The organism is Kosakonia sp. CFBP8986 (genome assembly GCF_034044935.1).
GTDB lineage: Bacteria > Pseudomonadota > Gammaproteobacteria > Enterobacterales > Enterobacteriaceae > Kosakonia > Kosakonia cowanii.
On sequence record NZ_JAXCXB010000005.1, the window covers coordinates 387,743 to 408,707 of the forward strand.

At 57.1% G+C, this 20,965-nt stretch carries 23 protein-coding genes and 1 pseudogene; 11 read left to right on the forward strand and 13 right to left on the reverse strand.

All coding sequences use genetic code 11. The annotated features are described in order from the left end of the window. Nucleotides 1-33 precede the first annotated feature (33 nt). The 4 genes from tyrS to anmK form a co-directional block, all read right to left on the reverse strand. The gene (gene tyrS / locus SOM48_RS14080) at nucleotides 34-1,308 is read right to left on the reverse strand and encodes a tyrosine--tRNA ligase (protein WP_054802846.1); all 1,275 of its coding nucleotides are present in this window, start codon (nucleotides 1,306-1,308) and stop codon (nucleotides 34-36) included. Nucleotides 1,309-1,449: 141 nt separating this feature from the next. Continuing rightward, nucleotides 1,450-2,106, reverse strand: a complete 657-nt coding sequence (gene pdxH, locus SOM48_RS14085) for a pyridoxamine 5'-phosphate oxidase (RefSeq protein WP_076769772.1) — start codon at nucleotides 2,104-2,106, stop codon at nucleotides 1,450-1,452. Nucleotides 2,107-2,162: 56 nt separating this feature from the next. Further along, nucleotides 2,163-2,483, reverse strand: a complete 321-nt coding sequence (gene mliC / locus SOM48_RS14090; RefSeq protein ID WP_076769771.1) for a C-type lysozyme inhibitor — start codon at nucleotides 2,481-2,483, stop codon at nucleotides 2,163-2,165. 91 nt (nucleotides 2,484-2,574) lie between these two features. Next, nucleotides 2,575-3,699, reverse strand: coding sequence for an anhydro-N-acetylmuramic acid kinase (gene anmK, locus SOM48_RS14095; RefSeq protein WP_054802848.1), 1,125 nt, complete (start codon nucleotides 3,697-3,699; stop codon nucleotides 2,575-2,577). A 282-nt stretch (nucleotides 3,700-3,981) separates the two neighbouring features. On the opposite strand from anmK, the gene slyB reads away from it, so the two are divergent. Further along, entirely contained in the window at nucleotides 3,982-4,449 is a 468-nt protein-coding gene (gene slyB / locus SOM48_RS14100; protein ID WP_054802849.1) for an outer membrane lipoprotein SlyB, read from the forward strand. A gap of 89 nt (nucleotides 4,450-4,538) precedes the next feature. On the opposite strand, the gene slyA is transcribed toward slyB, so the two are convergent. Continuing rightward, a complete protein-coding gene (gene slyA / locus SOM48_RS14105) occupies nucleotides 4,539-4,979 on the reverse strand; it encodes a transcriptional regulator SlyA (RefSeq protein ID WP_054802850.1) in 441 nt (146 codons plus the stop codon). A 154-nt stretch (nucleotides 4,980-5,133) separates the two neighbouring features. Here slyA and SOM48_RS14110 point away from each other — a divergent pair, with 154 nt between their 5' ends. The 3 genes from SOM48_RS14110 to SOM48_RS14120 are packed head-to-tail and all read left to right on the forward strand — an operon-like array spanning nucleotide 5,134 to nucleotide 8,257. Further along, complete coding sequence (locus SOM48_RS14110) at nucleotides 5,134-5,370, forward strand: DUF1656 domain-containing protein (protein WP_054802851.1); 237 nt, start codon at nucleotides 5,134-5,136, stop codon at nucleotides 5,368-5,370. A gap of 2 nt (nucleotides 5,371-5,372) precedes the next feature. Further along, a complete protein-coding gene (locus SOM48_RS14115) occupies nucleotides 5,373-6,236 on the forward strand; it encodes an HlyD family secretion protein (protein ID WP_320512186.1) in 864 nt (287 codons plus the stop codon). Continuing rightward, nucleotides 6,233-8,257 carry an FUSC family protein gene (locus SOM48_RS14120; RefSeq protein WP_320512187.1) on the forward strand — a complete coding sequence of 675 codons (2,025 nt, stop codon included), beginning with the start codon at nucleotides 6,233-6,235 and terminating at the stop codon, nucleotides 8,255-8,257. Before SOM48_RS14115 ends, SOM48_RS14120 begins: the two co-directional genes overlap by 4 nt. Here the strand turns inward: SOM48_RS14120 and sodC are convergent. The 3 genes from sodC to SOM48_RS14135 form a co-directional block, all read right to left on the reverse strand. Further along, nucleotides 8,250-8,771 (reverse strand): superoxide dismutase [Cu-Zn] SodC, encoded by a 522-nt coding sequence (gene sodC, locus SOM48_RS14125; protein WP_054802854.1) that lies wholly within the window; start codon nucleotides 8,769-8,771, stop codon nucleotides 8,250-8,252. The genes SOM48_RS14120 and sodC overlap by 8 nt on opposite strands. 78 nt (nucleotides 8,772-8,849) lie before the next feature. Beyond that, nucleotides 8,850-9,746 carry an aldo/keto reductase gene (locus SOM48_RS14130; protein WP_289743142.1) on the reverse strand — a complete coding sequence of 299 codons (897 nt, stop codon included), beginning with the start codon at nucleotides 9,744-9,746 and terminating at the stop codon, nucleotides 8,850-8,852. A gap of 48 nt (nucleotides 9,747-9,794) precedes the next feature. Then, nucleotides 9,795-10,046, reverse strand: coding sequence for a DUF1289 domain-containing protein (locus SOM48_RS14135; protein ID WP_164896944.1), 252 nt, complete (start codon nucleotides 10,044-10,046; stop codon nucleotides 9,795-9,797). 108 nt (nucleotides 10,047-10,154) lie between these two features. On the opposite strand from SOM48_RS14135, the gene SOM48_RS14140 reads away from it, so the two are divergent. From SOM48_RS14140 to rnt, 4 genes are all read left to right on the forward strand, one after another. Next, a complete protein-coding gene (locus tag SOM48_RS14140) occupies nucleotides 10,155-10,751 on the forward strand; it encodes a TetR/AcrR family transcriptional regulator (RefSeq protein ID WP_320512188.1) in 597 nt (198 codons plus the stop codon). Nucleotides 10,752-10,807: 56 nt separating this feature from the next. After that, the gene (gene nemA, locus SOM48_RS14145) at nucleotides 10,808-11,902 is read left to right on the forward strand and encodes an alkene reductase (RefSeq protein ID WP_023481761.1); all 1,095 of its coding nucleotides are present in this window, start codon (nucleotides 10,808-10,810) and stop codon (nucleotides 11,900-11,902) included. Nucleotides 11,903-11,997: 95 nt separating this feature from the next. After that, nucleotides 11,998-12,405 (forward strand): lactoylglutathione lyase, encoded by a 408-nt coding sequence (gloA, locus tag SOM48_RS14150; RefSeq protein ID WP_023481879.1) that lies wholly within the window; start codon nucleotides 11,998-12,000, stop codon nucleotides 12,403-12,405. Between the two features lie 91 nt (nucleotides 12,406-12,496). Next, a complete protein-coding gene (rnt, locus tag SOM48_RS14155) occupies nucleotides 12,497-13,153 on the forward strand; it encodes a ribonuclease T (protein WP_054802857.1) in 657 nt (218 codons plus the stop codon). 30 nt (nucleotides 13,154-13,183) lie between these two features. Here rnt and SOM48_RS14160 read toward each other — a convergent pair whose 3' ends face one another. Together SOM48_RS14160 and SOM48_RS14165 are read right to left on the reverse strand one after the other, a co-directional pair. After that, nucleotides 13,184-14,119 carry an omptin family outer membrane protease gene (locus SOM48_RS14160; RefSeq protein WP_320512189.1) on the reverse strand — a complete coding sequence of 312 codons (936 nt, stop codon included), beginning with the start codon at nucleotides 14,117-14,119 and terminating at the stop codon, nucleotides 13,184-13,186. Between the two features lie 228 nt (nucleotides 14,120-14,347). After that, nucleotides 14,348-14,692 (reverse strand): Grx4 family monothiol glutaredoxin, encoded by a 345-nt coding sequence (locus SOM48_RS14165; RefSeq protein WP_023481856.1) that lies wholly within the window; start codon nucleotides 14,690-14,692, stop codon nucleotides 14,348-14,350. Between the two features lie 334 nt (nucleotides 14,693-15,026). Here SOM48_RS14165 and SOM48_RS14170 point away from each other — a divergent pair, with 334 nt between their 5' ends. Next, complete coding sequence (locus SOM48_RS14170; RefSeq protein ID WP_320512190.1) at nucleotides 15,027-15,872, forward strand: C40 family peptidase; 846 nt, start codon at nucleotides 15,027-15,029, stop codon at nucleotides 15,870-15,872. Between the two features lie 42 nt (nucleotides 15,873-15,914). Here SOM48_RS14170 and SOM48_RS14175 read toward each other — a convergent pair whose 3' ends face one another. Both SOM48_RS14175 and cydH read right to left on the reverse strand, forming a co-directional pair. Next, the gene (locus tag SOM48_RS14175) at nucleotides 15,915-17,084 is read right to left on the reverse strand and encodes an MFS transporter (protein WP_312201710.1); all 1,170 of its coding nucleotides are present in this window, start codon (nucleotides 17,082-17,084) and stop codon (nucleotides 15,915-15,917) included. Between the two features lie 166 nt (nucleotides 17,085-17,250). Next, the gene (cydH, locus tag SOM48_RS14180) at nucleotides 17,251-17,340 is read right to left on the reverse strand and encodes a cytochrome bd-I oxidase subunit CydH (RefSeq protein WP_094192965.1); all 90 of its coding nucleotides are present in this window, start codon (nucleotides 17,338-17,340) and stop codon (nucleotides 17,251-17,253) included. A 297-nt stretch (nucleotides 17,341-17,637) separates the two neighbouring features. On the opposite strand from cydH, the gene purR reads away from it, so the two are divergent. Next, entirely contained in the window at nucleotides 17,638-18,663 is a 1,026-nt protein-coding gene (gene purR / locus SOM48_RS14185) for an HTH-type transcriptional repressor PurR (protein ID WP_023481848.1), read from the forward strand. On the opposite strand, the pseudogene punR reads toward purR, so the two are convergent. Then, a pseudogene (punR, locus tag SOM48_RS14190) lies at nucleotides 18,660-19,593 on the reverse strand (DNA-binding transcriptional activator PunR). The gene purR and the pseudogene punR overlap by 4 nt on opposite strands. Before the next feature lie 112 nt (nucleotides 19,594-19,705). On the opposite strand from punR, the gene punC reads away from it, so the two are divergent. Beyond that, on the forward strand, nucleotides 19,706-20,902 hold the full coding sequence (gene punC / locus SOM48_RS14195) for a purine nucleoside transporter PunC (RefSeq protein ID WP_313277693.1): 1,197 nt from the start codon (nucleotides 19,706-19,708) through the stop codon (nucleotides 20,900-20,902). Nucleotides 20,903-20,965 lie beyond the last annotated feature (63 nt).

Sequence of the window (20,965 nt, forward strand, 5' to 3'; positions counted from 1 at the left end):
CCCGCCTTTTTTATCGTCTGAAGCCAGTGAAGGTTACTTCCAGCACACCAGGCAGTAGTTCTTCTTACCGCGACGCAGCAGCGTGTAGCGACCGAACAGACGGTCGGCATCGGTAAAGAAGTACTCCGGATCGGCCTGCTTTTCACCGTTAATGGTGACCGCGTTAGAGGCGATGGTTTTGCGCGCCTGGCCGCGGGACGGCTGCAGCTCGGAATCCACCAGCGCCTGCATCAGATCCGCGCCCTTCTCCATCTCAACCATCGGTACGCCATCCTGCGCCAGCTGTTCAAAGTCAGCTTCGCTGAGATCGCTCAGCGTGCCGTTGAACAGGCTTGCGGTGATGCGTTTCGCGGCGGTCAGACCCTCGTCACCGTGAACCAGACGTGTTACCTGCTCGGCCAGCACATACTGCGCGCGCGGCGCTTTCCCGCTGTTCTTATCCTCTTCTTCCAGCGCGTTGATCTCAGCGATGTCCATAAAGGTGAAGAATTTCAGGAAGCGATAGACATCGGCATCAGCGGTGTTGATCCAGAACTGGTAGAACTTGTACGGGCTGGTTTTCTTCGGATCGAGCCACACCGCGCCGCCTTCGGTTTTACCAAACTTGGTGCCGTCGGCTTTGGTGATCAGCGGTACGGTCAGGCCGAAGACCTGGTTCTGATGCAGACGACGGGTCAGATCGATACCGGAGGTGATGTTGCCCCACTGATCGGAGCCGCCAATCTGCAACGCCACGCCGTAGCGCTCGTTCAGGCAGGCAAAGTCATAGCCCTGCAGCAGGTTGTAGGAGAATTCAGTGAAGGAGATGCCGACATCATCGCGGTTCAGACGCTGTTTGACCGCTTCTTTGTTAATCATCTGGTTAACAGAGAAATGCTTACCGATGTCGCGCAGGAAGGTCAGCACGTTCATGCTGCCGAACCAGTCGTAGTTGTTCGCCGCGATAGCTGCGTTCTCGCCGCAGTCAAAATCGAGGAACGGTGCCACCTGGTTGCGGATCTTGTCGACCCACTCCTGCACGGTATCTTCGGTATTGAGTTTACGCTCGGAGGCTTTAAAGCTCGGATCGCCGATAAGCCCCGTGGCGCCGCCCACCAACGCGACCGGTTTGTGACCCGCCTGCTGGAAGCGTTTCAGGCATAACAAAGGAACCAGATGCCCCAAATGCAAGCTGTCAGCGGTGGGATCGAAGCCGCAATAGAGCGCGATTGGCCCCTGCGCCAGTCGCTCTGCTAACGCTTCCTCATCCGTCACCTGGGCCACCAGGCCCCGCTCTTGCAATTGTTTAATCAAGTTACTGCTAGCCATCAAATTCTCCATGTATAAAACGGACTGCACCTATGCCGGTACACGACTTTTCGCCAGATGCGAAAGGATACTTCAGGGGGGCAGATAGCATAAAGCGCCGGGCTACGTTGCACCAGCGCTTATCACAACATTTTCGGCGTTTTACGGTGCCAGACGGTCGATTTTCCACGCGCCATTTTCACGCTGGTACAAAAAACGATCGTGCAGACGATTTGCACCGCCCTGCCAGAACTCCATCTGCTCAATCGGGATGCGATAGCCGCCCCAGAAACTGGGCAGTGGCACCTCGCCTTGCTGGAATTTCTGTTTCAGTTCGAGGAATTTGCTTTCGAGGATACCGCGCGCCGAGATGCGGCTTGATTGCTTTGAGACCCATGCACCGATTTGGCTGTCGCGCGGGCGGCTGTGGAAATACTTCACTACTTCAAGGGTGGAGAGACGCTCCGCTTTGCCGGTCACCATCACCTGGCGCTCCAGCATGTGCCACGGAAAGAGCAGGCTGATAGCCGGATTATGTTCCAGATGCTGGGCTTTACGGCTGCCGAGGTTGGTGTAGAACACCAGCCCTTTTTCGTCGTAGTGCTTGAGCAGCACGATGCGCTGATAGGGTTGCCCCTGCTCATCAACGGTGGCGACCACCATGGCAGTCGGGTCCGCGAGCTGCGCTTCACACGCCTGGCCAAGCCAGCGCTCAAAGAGCGTTAAGGGTTCAGCGGGAAGGTCGGCGCGGCGCAGACCGCCTTTGGTGTACTCACGGCGCAGGTGCGCGATGTGCTGCAATTGATCGTTATCAGTCATGGCGTTAGCGAAAGTTGTCCTCAGGGAGAGCTATTATGCGCCCCCCGGTGAAAATCTCAACGCTGCGGAATTAACTGACAGTTGTTTAACACAATGCGGTCGTGTTTATAGACGGTGGCGCCGTCGCCTTTTGACCAGAAAACGTATACGCCGTCGGTGTAACGCGCGCCCGAGGCGGAGAGCCCCTGTTGCAGGGTCAGTTGCTGGTTATCAAGCACGAAACTCGCCTGCTGGCGGGTCTGGTTAATCTTGACGGTCAGCGGCTTTTCATCGCACTGATAGGCGAGAGTATCGGTGTGCATGCGCTCAACGAACTGGTTGTAATAGCTGCATCCGGCGAGCAGTGCGGGCAGGCAGACGATAAGAATTTTTTTCATAGGATACTCCGGGACGCTCCAGGTCACGGAGAGCGAAGCGCCCTCCTTAAACCCGGTCAGTCTAGCGGCGTACCCCTGAAGTGGAATGCGGTTAACTCTGATTCTGCCGTGGGTTAGCCGGGAAGATAGCCCCCAGCACCGTTGGCGCGGCAGCACCGGTCACCGAGGGGAGATTGCCCGGCAAGCCAGCCAGCGTGCGCCACGCCAGCCACGCAAAGGCCAGCGCTTCCATATCGTCGCCGCTGATCCCGGCATCATCTGTCGGTGCCACTTCAATACCCGGAAGCTGGCTTGCCAGGCGCGCCATTAAAAGCGGGTTACGGCTGCCACCACCGCACACCAGCAGCCGTTCGCAGCCGCCGCTGAGTAACACCTGTTCGGAGATGGTGACCGCCGTCAGCTCCACCAGCGTCGCCTGTACATCGCAGGCGGCAAGCCCCGGATAGTGAACAAGATGACGCTCCAGCCAGGCGGCATTGAAATACTCCCGCCCGGTGCTCTTCGGTGCCGGCTCGGCAAAATAGGGATCGCTCAGCATTCTTTGCAGCAGCGGCAGGATCACTTTGCCTTCGCTCGCCCACTGCGCGTTCTCATCGTAGGGTTTGCCCAGATGACGCCAGATCCACGCATCAAGCAGCATATTGCCCGGCCCGGTGTCGAAACCTCTGACCGGCTGACCCGGGATTAAGAGTGAGAGATTGGCGATACCGCCGATATTGAGCACCATACGCCGCTCAACCGGGTGCGCGAGCAGCGCGTGATGAAAAGCGGGGACCAGCGGCGCGCCCTGCCCGCCGAGCGCCATATCGCGGCGGCGAAAATCACCGACTACGGTAACACCGGTACGCGCGGCAATCTGGTTGTTATCGCCGATTTGCAGCGTATGCGGCGCCACGCCCGTTGGTTCGTGCCAGACGGTCTGGCCGTGACAGCCAATCGCCACAATATCCTGGGCAACGAGCTGCTCTCTGTCCATCAGGGCTAATACCGCATCGGCAAAGAGTTTGCCGAGCTGCGTGTCGAGGCGGCCAAGCTGAGAGAGGGTCAGCTCCTGCCCCTGACAGATATTGAGGATCCCCTCTTTAAGCGGCAGCGGAATGGGAAAGGTCAGGCTTGCCTGCTGCGCGACCATGGTGTCGTCGATGGCGGCCAGCACCACATCTACCCCGTCCAGACTGGTGCCCGACATCACCCCAATATAGCGACCTGATTTCATATCCCTTCCTTTCATGCATGGCAAAGAGGCTCCACTCCACCATAAAGCGTCCGTTTACGCCATCAACTGCAAACACTTTTTAACAATCCTCACCATTTTGCTTAAGTGTAAATGGCGCAAAGTACGCTTATAATCGCTTCGTTTAGATCGGGTTGATCGCGCTTTGTGTATCATTTTTTTCGGGAATTGGCTGAAGATTCGAGTGGCATTGCGAATATGCCATATAATTTAGCCATGACGGATGCTCGCAAGGGCGTTTCATGGTGAACAGGAGATTCATAAATGATGTTACGTGCACTGGCAGTTTCGCTGGTTGGTTTTACATTGGCTGGGTGTGTGAATAACGACTCGCTCTCCGGCGACGTCTACTCTGCATCCGAAGCCAAACAGGTGCAAAATGTCACTTACGGCACCGTGGTTAACGTTCGTCCGGTGCAGATTCAGGGCGGCGATGACAGCAATGTTATCGGCGCGCTGGGCGGTGCCGTGCTGGGTGGTTTCCTGGGCAACACCGTTGGCGGCGGCGCAGGTCGTTCGCTGGCAACCGCCGCAGGTGCAGTAGCCGGTGGCGTTGCGGGTCAATCCGCGCAGGGTGCGATGAACAAAACCCAGGGCGTGGAGCTGGAAATTCGTAAGGATGACGGCAACACCATTATGGTGGTGCAGAAACAGGGTAAAACCCAGTACGTTGCAGGTCAGCGCGTCGTCATGGCGAGCAACGGCCGCGAAATTACCGTTTCCCCGCGTTAATCATAAGCGTGTGCGGTCATGCTGATGGCCGCATAAGCCTGCCCTTAACGGGCATAAAAAAAGCCTTGCGATTGCAAGGCTTTTTGCTTTCAGTCTCGCGACTGGAGCTCGGTAATATTGTGCTCCAGCCGGGCGATCATCTTAATCAACATCTCAAGCTCCTCCGCAGAGAACCCGGATAAAATCTCACCCCGGGTCTTACGAATTACCGTCTCCATCTGATCGATGATAGGCGACGCTTTGTCAGTCAATTTAATGCGTTTTGCCCGCCGATCGCTGGCGCAAGTCTGGCGAGAAATCAGGCCCTTCTCTTCCAGTTGATCGAGCGTGCGCACCAGTGAAGGCTGCTCAATGCCGATCGCTTTTGCCAGTTGAATCTGCGACTGGTCGGGCGGTAACTGATGAATATTGTGCAGCGTCACCCAGTGTGTCTGCGTTAATTCCAGAGGTTTTAGGCGATGGTCAATCAAAGCACGCCAAATGCGCACTAAGCGTGCCAGATCAGAACCTAATGGCGATTCCAATTTCATCTCCTTATAATTAGTTTGCTAAGTTATTATACTCATTTTAGAATAGTTTGCAGCATTTATATTTGTAAAACAAATATATTGCTCGCCTCGCCAGGGCTTGTGCCGCGCCGCTTTCCGCGCGCTGGCGCACTTATTTTAAACAGGACAGTGACGCGTGAAGTTAACCTCAAGTTCTCCCGATTTACCCTTCCAGGATCTTATCTTTGGCGCCTCGGTCTATTTTCCGCCGCTCTTCAAAGCCGTGATGCTGGGTTTTCTTATCTGGCTGATGGCGCACCGCCTGCTGCGCGACTGGATCTACGCGGGCGACATCTGGCACCCGATGCTGATGGATCTCTCCCTCTTTGTGATTGCGCTGAGCCTCGCGCTCGGCCTGTTGATGGTGTGGTAACGATGCGGCTTAACTCACTGAAGTATTTCTCAACGTTATTGGTCGTGGCGATTGCGCTGGCCGCAGGCTGGTGGATGTGGAATGTCTATATGCAGTCGCCCTGGACGCGAGATGGCAAAGTGCGCGCCGAGCAGGTGAGCATCACCCCGCAGGTCTCCGGCAGTATTCGCCAACTGGCGGTGAAAGATAACCAGTATGTTCACGCAGGCGAGCTGCTGTTTCTGCTTGACGATACCCCTTATCACATCGCGGTAGTGAATGCCGAAGGGCAACTGGCGAAGGCGCAAACTGAGCTGGCAAAAGCTAACAACGAAGCCAACCGCCGCCGCCACCTCTCACATAACTACATTTCGGCTGAAGACCTCGACACCGCCAATATTGGCGTTAAAGCGGCGCAGGCCGATGTCGCCGTCGCCACGGCGCAGCTCAACCAGGCGAAATGGCAGCTGGCGCAAACCCGCGTTACCGCGCCGGTTGATGGCTGGGTGACTAACCTCTCTGCGCGCACGGGCAACTACGCCACTGCCGGTCAGCCGGTATTTGCGCTGGTCGACAGCCACTCGTTTTATGTCGTCGGCTATTTCGAAGAGACCAAACTGCGCCATATTCGTGAAGGTGCCGCAGCGAAGATTGTGCTCTACAGCAGCAACAAAACGTTACAGGGTCACGTAGCCAGCATTGGTCGCGCCATTTACGATCAGAGCGTGGAGGCGGACAGCGGGCTGGTGGCGGATATAAAACCGACTGTTCCATGGGTGCGGCTGGCGCAGCGTGTGCCGGTACGCATTCAGTTTGACGCCCTGCCGCAGGATATGACGCTGGTGGCCGGCACCACCTGCACCGTGACCATCAGCGAGCAGCCGTGAGCAGGCTGGCGCGGCTGTGGCAAAACCTGCCGTGGGTCAAGGCGACCGGCGGTCAGTGGCGCTACGCGCTGCGTAACGGCATTGCTATGTGCCTCGCCCTGACGCTTGCCTATGCGCTCAATCTTGACGAACCTTACTGGGCAATGACCTCTGCGGCGGTCGTCAGTTTTCCCACCGTCGGCGGCGTGATCAGCAAAAGCCTCGGGCGCATTGCCGGCAGCCTGCTTGGGGCGTGCGCCGCACTGATTATCGCCGGGCAAACCCTTAACGATCCGTGGCTTTTTCTGTTTGCCATGGCGGGCTGGATAGCCTTCTGCACCTGGGCCTGCGCCCAGTTCAGCAATAATGTCGCCTACGCCTTCCAGCTGGCGGGCTACACCGCTGCCATCATCGCGTTTGCAATGACCAATATCACTGAAATTACCGAATTGTGGGACATCGCCCAGGCACGCGTCTGCGAGGTGATTCTCGGCATTCTGTGCGGCGGCCTGATGATGATGATCCTGCCTGGCACTGCCGATGGCCCGACGCTGCTCGCCGCGCTAAGAAGGATGCATGCCCGGCTGCTGGAGCACGCCAGCCTGCTCTGGCAAGCCGAAACAAACGACGCCATCCGCAACGCACATGAGAGCCTGATTGGGCAGATCCTCACCACGAACCTGCTGCGCATTCAGGCCTTCTGGAGCCACTATCGCTTTCGCCGCCAAAACCGCGTGCTCACCTGGCTGCTCCATCAGCAGTTGCGCATGACCAGCGTCATCTCCAGCCTGCGGCGAATGATGCTCAACTGGCCAGACGCGCCCGCCTCTCTGCGCCCTGTGCTTGAGCAGCTGCTGGCAGAGCTGGCGCATCACGATGCCGACGCGCTCACGGTCGCGCGCATCATTGCTCCGCTGGCACCTGCGCCGGACGCTGACTATCGCCATCACGCTTTCTGGCAGCGGCTGCGCTACTTTTGTCGGTTATACCTTGCCAGCAGCCGCTGGTTACGCCATCTGGAAAATGCCTCGCCGGTAAGCGAAGCGCTGCCACCGCGCAGCCCGGCGTTAATGCGCGATATCGACAATGCCGAGGCATTGTGGAGCGGGCTGCGAACCTTTGTCGCGCTGATCATGGTCGGGGCGTGGAGTCTTAACGCGCAGTGGGAGCATGGCTCCGCCGCGCTGACACTGGCGGCGATCAGTTGTGTGCTCTACTCCGTTTCGCCCGCACCGTTCAACTCTTTAACTCTGCTGTTGCGCACGCTTGCCCTGCTGACGCTGTTTAGCTTTGTGGTGAAATTTGGCCTGATGGTGCAGATCAATGCGCTGGCGCTGTTTCTGCTGTTTCTCTTTCCCCTGCTTACCACCCTGCAATTGCTCAAGCTTCAGATGCCAAAGCGCGCCGGGCTGTGGGGGCAACTGATTGTCTTTATGGGATCGTTTATCGCGGTGAGCGACCCACCGGTGTTTGATTTTGCCGATTTTCTCAATGCCGATCTGGCAAAGATCCTCGGCGTGGCGCTGGCCTGGCTCGCCTTTGCGGTGTTGCGACCGGGATCGGATGCGCGCAAAAGCCGTCGCCATATTCGCGCCCTGCGCCGCCATTTTGTTGACCAACTGAGCCGCACGCCGAAGTTGCAGGAACACCAATATGAGTCGGTTGTTTATCACCACATCAGCCAGCTCAGTAACAGCCAGGATGCACAGGCGCGGCGCTGGTTGTTGCGTTGGGGCGTGGTGCTGCTCAACTGTTCGCATGTGGTGTGGCAACTGCGCGGCTGGGAGACGCGTTCCGATCCGTTAAGCCGGGTGCGCGATCGCGCCATTGGTCTGCTGCGGGATGTGATGAGCGAGCGCGGCGTGCAGCAACGGTCGCTCAACGCCACGCTCGCAGAGTTAGATCGGATTTGCGCGGCGCTGGGTCAGCATCACCAGCCCGCCGCGCGGGAACTCGCCTCGCTAATCTGGCGTCTTTACTGCGCGCTTGCCCAGCTGGAAAACGCGCCCGCGCCAGGGACAATCAGCGAGCCGGTTACTTAATTACGCCGCAGGCATAACGCGCCCCGCCACCGCCGAGCGGTTTCGGCTGATCGGACATGTTATCGCCACCGACGTGGATCATCAGCGCCTTACCTTTCACCTCGTCCAGCTTTTTCAGGCGCGGCGCGACGACGGCATCGGTCGCTTTACCGTCATTATTGACCACCAGCACCGGCAGGTCGCCTAAATGGCCTTCCCCTTCCGGTCCTGCATGTTTGCCTGTTTTATGAGGATCGAGGTGGCCGCCCGCGGCTTCAGCGGCAGAGGGCTTGCCCTCTTTCATCGCCGGTTCGCAGCTCCCTTTCGCATGAACATGGAAACCGTGCTCGCCGGGCGGCAGCGCGTTAAGGTCGGGCGCAAACTCCAGCCCTTTATCGGTTTCGCTGATCTTCACGCTACCCACGGACTGCCCGACGCCCTGCGCGGTGACGAGGTTCATCTGCACTTCTTCACTGGCGGCCTGCGCACCCGCACAGGTGAGCAGAGCCAGCATTGCCAGACTAAAACGCTTCATATGACCTCCGTTCGATTGTTTTCGCTCTGTAAGTGTAGGCCAGAGCGGCACTTTTCACCGGGAGGTCATAGCGTTAGCTTACGGCACGTCGTAGCCGAGCGCCGCTTTACGGATGCGGAACCACTGCTGGCGGGACATCTGTAGATTCAGCGCGCCAAGGGATGAACGCACGCGCTCAATTTTACCGGAGCCGATAATCGGCAGCGGCGCAGAGGGTAAACGCAGCACCCAGGCATAAATCACCTGCTCAATATTTTCGGCATTCAGCTCCGTTGCCACCTGGTGCAGCTCATCGCGCAGCGGCTGGCAGTCAGCATCGCTGAAGATGCGCCCGCCGCCCAGGCAGGACCACGCCATCGGGCGGATGCGCAACTGCTGCAGTTGATCGAGCGTGCCATCAAGCAGCAGCGGCTGGTGCACAGGCGAGATCTCTACCTGATTGGTGACCAGCGTAAACGGCAGCCGTGATTGCAGCAGGGAGAATTGCGCAGGCGTAAAGTTGGAGACGCCGAAGTGGCGCACTTTACCGCTCTGCTGCAGCTGTAAAAAGGCTTCGGCGACTTCATCGGCATCCATCAGCGGATCCGGGCGATGGATCAACAGCAGATCGAGATAGTCGGTCGCCAGGTTGACCAGCGACTGCTCGGCGCTGCGAATAATATGGTCGCGCTCGGTGATGTAGTGACCGAGCGCGTGTTCCGGCTTCGCAGTAGTGGCGATGCCACATTTAGTGACCATCTCCATGCGCGCGCGCAGATGCGGGGCAAGCTTAAGGGCTTCACCGAAGGCGGCTTCACACTGATAGCCGCCATAGATATCGGCATGATCGACGGTAGTGACACCAAGATCGAGATGAGCTTCAATAAAACTGACCAGCTGGCGCGGCGTGAAATTCCACTCCATCAGACGCCAGTAACCCATCACAAAACGTGAGAACTCAGGACCTTGCGGCGCAAGGGCAATACGCTGAACCATCATGATTTCCTCGAAGGTAATTTGCCCCGAGTATACCCATTTTTGCCCTTAAAACAGCGAAGGTTGATCAGGTTCTTCCGGGGGTTGGTCACGCATTGCGCGCAATTTACGCTGCAAACGTTGGCGGCAGAGGCGCAGCACCTCCTGCTTTTGCGCATCACTCATCGCTTGCCAGTTAAAGCGCTCATCGCGGCTGCGCATACAGCCACGGCAAAAGCCGCGCTCATCTGACTGACAGATGCCGCGACACGGACTCTGGACCGGGAAAAACTCCAGTTGTTCAGGCAATGGACGCTCCATAGATGCAGGCTTTCTCTACATTCAAGACCGCGGTGAGATATTGCGCAACTGTTAAAAACGCATTGTTCGCCAATTGCCATCACAAAGTTCGCCCGCTAGAGTGTGTCGATGCGCAAGAATTCTGAACACGATACACGCGAACACTTACTGGCCACCGGCGAGCAGCTCTGTATGCATCGCGGCTTTACCGGCATGGGGTTGAGCGAATTACTGAAAACGGCGGAAGTGCCGAAAGGCTCCTTCTACCACTACTTTCGCTCGAAAGAGGCGTTTGGCGTGGCGCTGCTTGAGCGCCACTACGCCAGTTACCACCAGCGGCTGGCGCAACATTTTGCCAGCGGCCCAGGTACGCCGCGCGACAGATTGCTGGCCTATTATCAGGAGACCCTGAATCAGTTTTGCCAGCAGGGTCACATCAGCGGCTGCCTGACCGTCAAACTCTCGGCGGAAGTGTGCGATCTCTCGGAAGATATGCGCACGGCGATGGACAGCGGCGCACGGGGAATTATCGCCCTGCTAGCTAAAGCGCTGGAACAGGGACGCGAGGATAAGAGCCTCGCCTTTGCCGGTGAAGCCCACACCCAGGCGCAGGTGTTATATGCCCTGTGGCTCGGCGCTAACCTGCAGGCAAAAATTTCGCGCAGTGCCGTGCCGCTGGAAAGCGCGCTGGCGCATGCGCAGCAGATCATTACCCGGCCTGAATAACATCAGGCTTTTTATTTCACCTTTTACTAGTCGACCGGTCTATTCAGGAGTTGTTTATGTCCAGTAAATTATTTACGCCGTTGAAAGTCGGTGCCATTACCGTACCGAACCGCGTGTTGATGGCGCCCCTGACGCGCCTGCGCAGCATTGAACCGGGCGATGTACCGACGCCGCTGATGGCGGAGTATTACCGTCAACGCGCCAGCGCCGGGCTTATCATCAGTGAAGCGACGCAAATCTCCGCCCAGGCCAAAGGCTATGCGGGCGCACCGGGTCTGCACAGCGACGAGCAGATCGCCGCCTGGAAGAAGATCACAGACGCCGTGCATGCCGATGATGGCCGTATTGCGGTTCAGCTGTGGCACACCGGCCGTATCTCTCACAGCAGCTTACAGCCGGGCGGTGCCGCACCGGTTGCGCCGTCAGCCATCAGCGCGGGTACCCGTACCTCGCTGCGTGATGAAAACGGCAACGCCACCCGTGAAGATACTTCGATGCCGCGCGCGCTGGAGACCGATGAGATCCCGGGCATCGTTAATGATTTCCGTCAGGCCGTTGCCAACGCACGCGAAGCCGGTTTCGATCTGGTTGAGCTGCACTCTGCCCACGGCTACCTGCTGCACCAGTTCCTCTCACCTTCTGCAAACCAGCGTACCGACCAGTATGGCGGCAGCGTTGAAAACCGCGCGCGCCTGGTGCTGGAAGTGATCGACGCCGTGTGTGAAGAGTGGAGCGCCGATCGCATCGGTATTCGCGTTTCGCCAATCGGCTCTTTCCAGAACACCGACAATGGCCCGAACGAAGAAGCTGACGCGCTCTATCTGATTGAAGAGCTGGGTAAACGCGGTATCGCGTACCTGCACATGTCCGAACCGGACTGGGCGGGCGGTGAGCCCTACAGCGAAACGTTCCGCGAAAAAGTGCGTGCGCGCTTCCACGGCCCGATTATCGGCGCTGGTGCATACAGCGTTGAGAAAGCCGAAGACTTGATCAACAAGGGGCTGATCGATGCCGTGGCGTTTGGCCGCGCCTATATCGCCAACCCGGATCTGGTAAAACGCCTGCAGCTGAAAGCGGAACTCAACCCGCAGCGCCCGGAAAGCTTCTATGGCGGCGGCGCGGAAGGTTACACCGACTACCCTTCTCTCTGAGAAGCGGATTGAGATTTGATAGCGGCCCGGATCGGCCGCTATACTAAAACCGTGTTTCGAACCGGAACGTTAACGCATTCATAAAAGAGGATATTATGCGCTTACTTCACACCATGCTGCGCGTCGGCGACCTGCAACGCTCAATCAATTTCTACACCAACGTGCTGGGCATGAAACTGCTGCGCACCAGCGAAAACCCGGAGTACAAATATTCGCTGGCTTTTGTCGGTTACGGTGATGAGAGCGAAGAAGCGGTGATTGAGCTGACCTACAACTGGGGTGTCGACAGCTATGAGCTGGGCACGGCGTATGGTCACATCGCGCTGAGCGTAGAAAACGCGGCGGAGTCCTGCGAAGCGATTCGCAAAAATGGCGGCAACGTCACCCGTGAAGCTGGCCCGGTTAAAGGCGGCACCACGGTTATCGCCTTCGTTGAAGATCCGGACGGTTACAAAATCGAACTGATTGAAGAGAAAGACGCCGGACGCGGTCTGGGTCACTGATCCCCCCGGGCGCGCAATGCGCCCGCTGTTTTACATCTTTCCGTAAAATTTGCCATAATGCGCTGCCCTTTTTTCCTATCAAGAGATCCTGATGTCCGATAATGCTCAACTGACTGCTCTGTGCGACCGTTTTCGCGGTTTTTACCCTGTGGTAATCGATGTTGAAACCGCCGGGTTTAACGCCAAAACCGACGCCCTGCTGGAGGTCGCCGCCGTTACGTTAAAAATGGATGAGCAAGGCTGGCTGATGCCTGACAGCACCCTGCACTTTCACGTTGAGCCATTCGAAGGAGCTAATCTGCAGCCGGAAGCGCTGGCGTTTAATGGGATCGACCCGACCAACCCGCTGCGCGGCGCGGTAAGCGAATATGACGCCCTGCATGCCATTTTCAAACTGGTGCGCAAAGGGATGAAAGAGCAGAACTGCAACCGGGCGATCATGGTGGCGCATAACGCGACCTTCGATCACAGCTTTATGATGGCTGCCGCCGAGCGTTCGGCGATGAAACGCAATCCGTTTCACCCCTTCGTGACCTTTGATACCGCCTCATTGAGCGGGCTGGCGCTGGGTCAAACCGTGCTCTCTAAAGCCTGTGCGGCCGCTGGCATCGCTTTTGACGCCACCCAGGCACACTCGGCGTTGTATGACACGGAGCAGACCGCACAGCTGTTTTGTGAAATCGTTAACCGCTGGAAGCGCCTTGGCGGCTGGCCGTTGCCGACGCCAGAAGTCGATTCAGAAGCCTGAAAAAAAACCGGTCAACAGACCGGTTTTTTATTAAAAGTGGTAGACCAGCCCGGCGGTGGTGAGCAGCGAGGAGTGTTCTATCCCGGCGCTATCCTTGAAAGAGGCACGCGCATAGGTCCCCTCTCTGGAGAAAGTGGCGGTATTGGTCCCTTTTTTATTTAACGTGCGGTCCCAGGTGCTTTCCAGATAGAGCTTTACCTGCTGCGTGACGTAATAGCCGACGTTAGCCGAAAGGGAAAAGCTCCGCTGGTGCCGGGTAGTATCGCTGAAAGTGATGCTGCGTAAGTAGTGCTGGTCTGTCGCCTGCGCACTTATCCAGCGGCTATATTTCAGGCTGGTTCCAGCTTCAACATTGCCATAGCGATAACGACCGGTAAGGCCAACATAGGGCATGTTGAAGCGCTGTGAATATCCGAGAACTTTCACATCATCGAAACGGCCAACCTTTGCGCCATTATCACGGCTGAAGGTGCCGCCGTGCGCAGAGAAGCTGGTACGGCTTTGCCTATAGCCGCCCATCACGCCAAGCCGCCAGTCAGGCTGGTGGACGAACCAGCCGGTCAGATGGAGATCCCACTGGTTAGCGAAATTGAGCCACGTATTAGGGTGAGAGCTGTGGTCGGTCCATCGGGATTGCGATGCCTGCTGCCAGTCGTAATCATCCATCTTGCTGCCACTGTGCGCGACAGTTGTCCAGCCGGACGCACCGAAAGTGAGCCAGGACCGCACCGGCCACTCGATAGAGCCCTGCACCACAACAGCGTGACGATAGCGCCAGTCAAGCTCGCTGAGTTTGCGTCCACCCTCATCGGTATCGTAGACCCGCTCCTTCGCCGTTCCGCTTAGGGTGCCCAGTGAGATACGGGTCATCACATCCTCCTTGCTTGCCAGCGGCTGTTGCGCCGTGGCTGAAAAAGCAAAGAGAAGCGTCATCAACGCAATCATCTTGTCTATTGTTTTCATCATTCATCCTGAATTAAGGCAATCCTGTTCACAGCTGGTCATCAGAAAAAGCATGCCTGGGTTTATCAAAATTCTTAAAATAGGATAATTAACAAAGAGTTAAGAATAAAATTTGCACAGTAATAACCAATAATTTAGGTTAAGTCAACGTGCTGTGAGCAGGTGACAGGCAATAAAAAAGGGCTCATGTCGAAACATGAGCCCTTTCAAGGCAGAGCCGATAACGCCGGGTTATTCGGCGTCCGGTACGCCTTTATATTTCGCTGCGGCCTCTTTGATCAGCGGCTGCAATTCACCGCGCTGATACATCTCGATAATGATATCGCAGCCGCCAACCAGCTCACCCTCAACCCACAGCTGCGGGAAGGTTGGCCAGTTTGCATATTTTGGCAGTTCGGCACGGATATCCGGGTTTTGCAGGATATCCACATAGGCAAAACGCTCGCCGCATGCAGAGAGCGCCTGAACGGCCTGGGCGGAGAAACCGCAGCTTGGCAGTTTCGGCGAGCCTTTCATGTACAGCAGAATCGGGTTCTCAGCGATCTGGCGCTGAATTTTCTCAAGAGTCTCACTCATTGTCTTTGCTTCCTTCAACTTCTTCTACGGCAGAGATCGAACATTGTAGCGGGTCAGGCTTGCTTCGGAAAATAACATTTTATTCACCGCGCGAATTTACGCTGTTACAGGCACGATAAGGTAAGCGTGACTTAAGCCAACCCGGCGCGGCTCAGGCGGTGGAAAAACCGCTTTTAGCGAAACGTTTTGCTCGTTTTTGCGCGCTTGTTAACGAAACGACGTTATAGATGCAAAAACAGTATTAACGTTTGGGCTTTTTATAGATTAGAATCGACGAGTTTTTTAAATCATACGCAAGCATAATAAGATGCCTGCCCTAACAGGGGAATGCTCAGTGGCGCGGATACCAAAAGCTTCAATCACGCTCTGTGCTTTGTTGTTCACCACATTGTCTTTCACGCCATTAGCGAGCGCTTCTGAACAAGCGCCAGCCTCGGCCGTGCAAAAAACACATCTGGCGAAAGCATCCGAACGTAAGAAAAAAAACAGTTCTACAAAAACAGCAAAGAAAAGCAGTGGCACTCCAGCAGAAAAAGTCAGCAGTAAAAAAACCGCAAAAAACAAAACATCGACCAAAACGATAAAAAAGAAAAACAGCGCTACCCCGCAGAAAACCGCTAAAACTCCCTCGCGTCGTAAAGCAACCAGCTCACTAAAAACTACAACCGTTAGCTGGACTGAGAAGTGTACGCCGCGCAAAGGCCACAAGCCGCACTGTATTAAAGTGAAAAGCAGCCAGGCCGGCACGCTGGCTGACGTGCATAAACTGCGCGTGCAAAAAGTGCAAAAAACCGCGATGTCGAAGCTGATGAACCAGCTCGGCAAACCTTACCACTGGGGCGGTACCTCGCCGAAAACCGGTTTTGATTGCAGCGGGCTGGTCTATTACGCCTATAAAGATCTGGTGAAATTCCGTATTCCGCGTACCGCCAATGAGATGTATCACCTGCGTGATGCCTCGCCGGTTAACCTGCGCGAACTGGAGAGCGGCGATCTGGTCTTCTTCCGCACCCAGGGTCGCGGCACAGCGGATCACGTTGGCGTCTATGTCGGCAACGGCAAATTTATCCAGTCACCGCGCAGCGGCCAGGATATTCAGGTCACTTCATTAAGCGAAGATTACTGGCAGCGCCACTATGTTGGTGCACGCCGCGTAGTAACACCGAAAACCATTCGCTAACCCCCTCCCACCTGCCGCTCGCGCGGCAGGTGTTACTTCGCCTTACTCCGCCGCCGCACAGACGCGCGACGCTGAATTACGCCCGGAGAAGAGCACCAGCAGCAGCCCCAGCCCGGCAATAATCGCCCCCATCACCGGAACAAAACTGTAGCCGAGACCGCCGGAGATCACCGCACCACCTGCCGCCGCGCCAAGGGCATTACCCAGGTTGAATGCGCCAATATTGACCGATGACGACAGCCCTGGTGCTTCATGGGCAACACGCATCACGCGCATCTGCAACGGCGGCACAACCGCGAAGGTTGCCGCGCCCCACACCACCATCGCGATCGCCGCACCGATCTCACTGCGCGCCAGCAGCGGGATCGCCAGCATGATAACAATCAGCAGCAGTAAAAAGCCTTTCAGGGTGCCGGTCACCGAGCGGTCCGCCAGTTTCCCACCCAGATAATTGCCAATCGAGAAACCCACGCCAATCAGCACCAGCATGGCGGTGACAAACACCGGCGTGGCGTCAGTCAGTGTGCGCAACACCGGCGAGATGTAGGTATAGAGGGTAAACATTGCGCCGGCACCGAGCACGGTAGTCAGCAGCGCCGTCAGCACCTGCGGGCGCATCAGTACCGCGAGCTCGTTGCGCACGTTGGGTCGCGCGCCCGCGCCGCCTTTCGGTAATGAGAAGAAGAGCGAGACCATGGAGACCACCCCAAGCCCGGCGGTTGCCATAAACGACATGCGCCAGCCGATCGTCTCCCCAAGCCAGGTGGCGGCAGGCACACCGCCGATATTGGCGATAGTCAGCCCCATAAACATCGTCGCCACCGCGCTGGCCTGCTTCTCTTTCGCAACAACGCTTGCCGCGACTACTGAGCCAAGGCCGAAGAAGGCGCCGTGGTTAAGGCTGGTGATGATACGGGCGATCATCAGGGTAGCGTAATCCGGCGCAATAGCAGAGAGCACATTGCCGACGGTGAAGATCGCCATTAAGAAAATCAGCGCGTTACGACGGCCGCGATGGGAAAGCAGCAGCGTCATCAGCGGCGCGCCCACCATCACGCCGATGGCATAGGCGCTGATCAGCATCCCCGCCGCCGGAATCGAGACCCCAACACCCTGCGCAATCACCGGCAGTAAACCCATCGGGGAGAACTCGGTAGTACCAATCCCAAAGGCGCCTATCGCCAGGGCAAGCAGGGGGAAATTTATTTTCATCTTTTGACTCCGAAATGGACATGCCGACCCTCTACCGGGTCGCGAAAGGCAAAAGTATGACAGGTGTCACAAAAAACAGAAGTGAGCGTACGGAGAAAAGTTTATTGCGCAACGGGTAACAATGGGGACGCAAGAACCGAGGGAGAGGGCTCTCCCTCGCATCAGATCAATGCAGTGCAGCGGTCAGCGCGCCGAAAACGATCAGGCTCAGAACGATGACGGTAGTGAAGAGTGAATACTTAAGATCGGTGCTCATCAATTTTTCTCCATTTAATTTCCCCACAAAAAGTGAGCCTGCGCATTTTTGCACAAAATATGGGAAAAATCTTGCGTGATTTGCCAGCAGAACGGTTTTAATACTTCCCCTTTTGCTCAAGATCAGACAAAATTCGACGCTAAATTTATTAGCGTACCGGCCATTGACTCCCCTCCTGACGTCCAGTGTCGTTTTCCCGGCGTACCGCACTCACTTTGATGAGTTCAGGGTGTTTAAAGGCAAACGTTTACCTACCGAATTATCAGGAGCTTACGATATGGTCTGGAGTAATATCTGATGGCAACGATTAAAGATGTCGCGAAACGAGCAAACGTTTCCACTACAACCGTATCACATGTAATTAACAAAACCCGTTTCGTCGCCGAAGAGACGCGCAACGCTGTCTGGGCGGCGATCAAAGAGCTGCACTATTCGCCAAGCGCCGTTGCGCGCAGCCTGAAAGTGAATCACACCAAATCGATTGGTCTGCTGGCGACCAGCAGTGAAGCGGCCTACTTCGCCGAGATCATCGAAGCGGTTGAGAAGAAGTGTTTCCAGAAGGGTTACACCCTGATCCTCGGCAACGCCTGGAACAGCCAGGAGAAGCAGCGCGCCTATCTGTCGATGATGGCGCAAAAGCGTGTCGATGGCCTGCTGGTGATGTGCTCTGAGTACCCGGAAACCGTGCTCACCATGCTAGAAGAGTATCGCCATATTCCGATGGTGGTGATGGACTGGGGCGAATCGAAGGCGGACTTCACCGATTCGGTGATCGATAATGCCTTCCAGGGCGGCTATATGGCTGGTCGTTACCTGATCGAGCGCGGCCATCGCGACATCGGCGTGATCCCGGGTCCGCTGGAGCGCAACACCGGCGCAGGCCGTCTGGCTGGCTTTATGAAGGCGATGAATGAAGCGATGATCAACGTGCCGGAAAACTGGATTGTGCAGGGCGACTTTGAGCCGGAGTCCGGCTACCGCGCCATGCAGCAGATCCTCGGCCAGTCCTCGCGCCCCACCGCAGTCTTCTGCGGCGGCGACATTATGGCGATGGGCGCCCTCTGCGCTGCCGATGAGATGGGTCTGCGCGTGCCGCAGGATATCTCCGTTATCGGCTATGACAACGTGCGCAACTCGCGCTTCTTTACCCCGGCGTTGACGACGATCCATCAGCCGAAGGACTCGCTGGGCGAAACGGCATTCACCATGCTGCTCGATCGCATTGTGAATAAGCGTGAACAGTCGCAGTCGATTGAAGTGCATCCGCGCCTGGTTGAGCGCCGCTCGGTGGCCGATGGCCCCTTCCGCGATTACCGCCGTTAATCCCCTCCCGCGGGAGCCTTACTCCGGCTCCCGCAGCCACTCCTTATTCAACGTTTCACTGTCGCCCAGATAATCGAGCAGCCAGTTCAGCGCAGGCGACGCCTCGTTTTGTTGCCATGTCAGGCAGCAGGCGGCATCCGGGAACGGGTTTTCCAGTTCAAGCGCCACCCAGTCACCGCTATCCAGCCACGGTCGGGCAAAATGGGCTGGCACCATCCCCACACAGAGCCCCGCCGACAGGCACGCTTCCGACGAGGCCCAGTCAGGCACCATCACCCGTTTCTGGTTATCCAGCAGCCAGGTAATGCGCTTCGGCAACGAGCGGGAGGTATCCTCCTGAATCAACGATGGCCAGTTGCGCAACGTCTCATCGCTTAACGGACCGTTGAGCTGTGCCAGCGGATGTTGACGTGAGACGACACACTTCCAGCTTAAAGTGCCCATATCGCGAAAGGCATAGCGCCCCCCGACGGGAATGGCCTGCGTGGCACCGATCGCCAGTTCAACACGGCCATCGGCGAGCGCATCCCAGACGCCGTTGAACACCTCCTGGTAGACCACCAGTTCGACATCGCTGAAGTGACGGTAGAAATCGACAATCATCTGCCGCGTGCGGGCGGGTTTTACAATGTTATCGACGGCAATCGGCAACTGGCCGCGCCAGCCGTTGGCGATCTGCTGACACTGCTGGCGGGTGATCAGCATTTTTTTGATAACAGACCGCCCCTCTTTTAAAAACCAGACGCCGGCGGGGGTTAATTCCACATCGCGATGGCGGCGCACGAACAGCGGCACCGCCAGCCACTCCTCCAGCTGACGTACGGTGTAGCTCACCGCAGAAGGCACGCGGTGCAACTCCTGCGCCGCACCGCTAAAGCTGCCATTCCGCGCTACGGCATCCACCACTTCAAGGGAGTATTCTGACCACATATTCTGCCTGCAAAATTTTTGAAACCAATGTGCAAATATTAGCGTTTCACAACCAGGAAAGCACTCCTTACACTTCCCCACCCTGATTACCTGCAATTAAAGAGAAATGAGAATGCAACCTGGCAAAGGATTTTTAGTCTGGCTCGCGGGCTTAAGCGTGCTGGGCTTTTTAGCCACCGACATGTACCTGCCCGCTTTCAGCGCGATTCAGCAAGATTTAAACACCTCTCCCGCCGTGATCAGCGCCTCGCTGAGCCTTTTCCTGGCCGGGTTCGCGGTGGCGCAGCTGCTGTGGGGACCGCTGTCGGATCGTTATGGTCGCAAACCGATTCTGCTGATTGGTCTCTCTATTTTCGCCCTGGGCTGCCTTGGCACCCTCTGGGTGCGCGATGCCACCTGGCTGCTGGTGCTGCGTTTTGTGCAGGCCGTCGGCGTCTGTGCCGCCACCGTTAGCTGGCAGGCGCTGGTGACAGATCACTACCCGGCGCACCGCGTTAACCGTATTTTCGCCACCATTATGCCGCTGGTCGGCTTAACTCCGGCGCTGGCCCCGCTGCTCGGCGCCTGGCTGCTGGCCCATATTGAATGGCAGGCGATTTTCGCCACCCTGCTGGCCATCACCGTGGTGTTGATGATCCCGGTTTTCCGCCTCAAATCGCCGGTAAAAGAGGTGGCGCATGACCAGCAGGCACTCACCTTTCTCGATCTGCTGCGCGCCCGCGATTATCGCGGCAATGTGATGATCTACGCCGCCTGCTCCGCCAGCTTCTTTGCCTGGCTTACCGGCTCGCCGTTTATCCTGCATGAGATGGGCTATGGCCCGTCGGTAATTGGCCTGAGCTATGTGCCACAGACCTTCGCTTTCCTGATTGGTGGTTACGGCTGCCGCGCAGCGCTGCAGAAATGGCAGGGGTCGCGCATGTTGCCGTGGTTACTGAGCGGCTTTGCTCTGAGCGTGCTGGCGACCTGGGCAGTTGGCTTTATTCCCGGCGTCTCGCTGACTGCGCTGCTGATCCCCTTCTGCCTGATGGCGATGGCAAATGGCGCGATCTACCCTATCGTGGTGGCGCGGGCGCTGCGTCCCTTCCCGCAGGCGACGGGCCGCGCGGCGGCGTTGCAGAATACCCTGCAACTGGGGCTCTGCTTCTTCGCAAGCCTCGTTGTTTCGTGGCTGATCATTACCCCGCTGCTGACCACCACCAGCGTGATGCTTGCCATGGTGCTGCTCGCGGCACTCGGTTATGGCATTCAGCATCGCGCAGACGAAGAGCAGGATGAGGTGCGTGCGCCCTCCTCCGCGCGCGGGTAGTTGCTGACGGGACTGTCGCTGATGGCGTAATTAGCATGCTATTAGCGACAAGTTGAATCACCT

Coding starts and splice junctions, on each gene's coding strand:
- pdxH (WP_076769772.1), bottom strand. CDS start 2,106: ATGACTGATAACGATCAATTGCAGCACATCGCGCACCTGCGCCGTGAG.
- SOM48_RS14160 (WP_320512189.1), bottom strand. CDS start 14,119: ATGATGAAAACAATAGACAAGATGATTGCGTTGATGACGCTTCTCTTT.
- SOM48_RS14165 (WP_023481856.1), bottom strand. CDS start 14,692: ATGAGTGAGACTCTTGAGAAAATTCAGCGCCAGATCGCTGAGAACCCG.
- gloA (WP_023481879.1), top strand. CDS start 11,998: ATGCGCTTACTTCACACCATGCTGCGCGTCGGCGACCTGCAACGCTCA.
- sodC (WP_054802854.1), bottom strand. CDS start 8,771: ATGAAGCGTTTTAGTCTGGCAATGCTGGCTCTGCTCACCTGTGCGGGT.
- SOM48_RS14175 (WP_312201710.1), bottom strand. CDS start 17,084: ATGAAAATAAATTTCCCCCTGCTTGCCCTGGCGATAGGCGCCTTTGGG.
- punC (WP_313277693.1), top strand. CDS start 19,706: ATGCAACCTGGCAAAGGATTTTTAGTCTGGCTCGCGGGCTTAAGCGTG.
- purR (WP_023481848.1), top strand. CDS start 17,638: ATGGCAACGATTAAAGATGTCGCGAAACGAGCAAACGTTTCCACTACA.
- nemA (WP_023481761.1), top strand. CDS start 10,808: ATGTCCAGTAAATTATTTACGCCGTTGAAAGTCGGTGCCATTACCGTA.
- SOM48_RS14140 (WP_320512188.1), top strand. CDS start 10,155: ATGCGCAAGAATTCTGAACACGATACACGCGAACACTTACTGGCCACC.
- slyB (WP_054802849.1), top strand. CDS start 3,982: ATGATGTTACGTGCACTGGCAGTTTCGCTGGTTGGTTTTACATTGGCT.
- SOM48_RS14115 (WP_320512186.1), top strand. CDS start 5,373: ATGCGGCTTAACTCACTGAAGTATTTCTCAACGTTATTGGTCGTGGCG.
- slyA (WP_054802850.1), bottom strand. CDS start 4,979: ATGAAATTGGAATCGCCATTAGGTTCTGATCTGGCACGCTTAGTGCGC.
- rnt (WP_054802857.1), top strand. CDS start 12,497: ATGTCCGATAATGCTCAACTGACTGCTCTGTGCGACCGTTTTCGCGGT.
- tyrS (WP_054802846.1), bottom strand. CDS start 1,308: ATGGCTAGCAGTAACTTGATTAAACAATTGCAAGAGCGGGGCCTGGTG.
- mliC (WP_076769771.1), bottom strand. CDS start 2,483: ATGAAAAAAATTCTTATCGTCTGCCTGCCCGCACTGCTCGCCGGATGC.
- anmK (WP_054802848.1), bottom strand. CDS start 3,699: ATGAAATCAGGTCGCTATATTGGGGTGATGTCGGGCACCAGTCTGGAC.
- SOM48_RS14135 (WP_164896944.1), bottom strand. CDS start 10,046: ATGGAGCGTCCATTGCCTGAACAACTGGAGTTTTTCCCGGTCCAGAGT.
- SOM48_RS14130 (WP_289743142.1), bottom strand. CDS start 9,746: ATGGTTCAGCGTATTGCCCTTGCGCCGCAAGGTCCTGAGTTCTCACGT.
- cydH (WP_094192965.1), bottom strand. CDS start 17,340: ATGAGCACCGATCTTAAGTATTCACTCTTCACTACCGTCATCGTTCTG.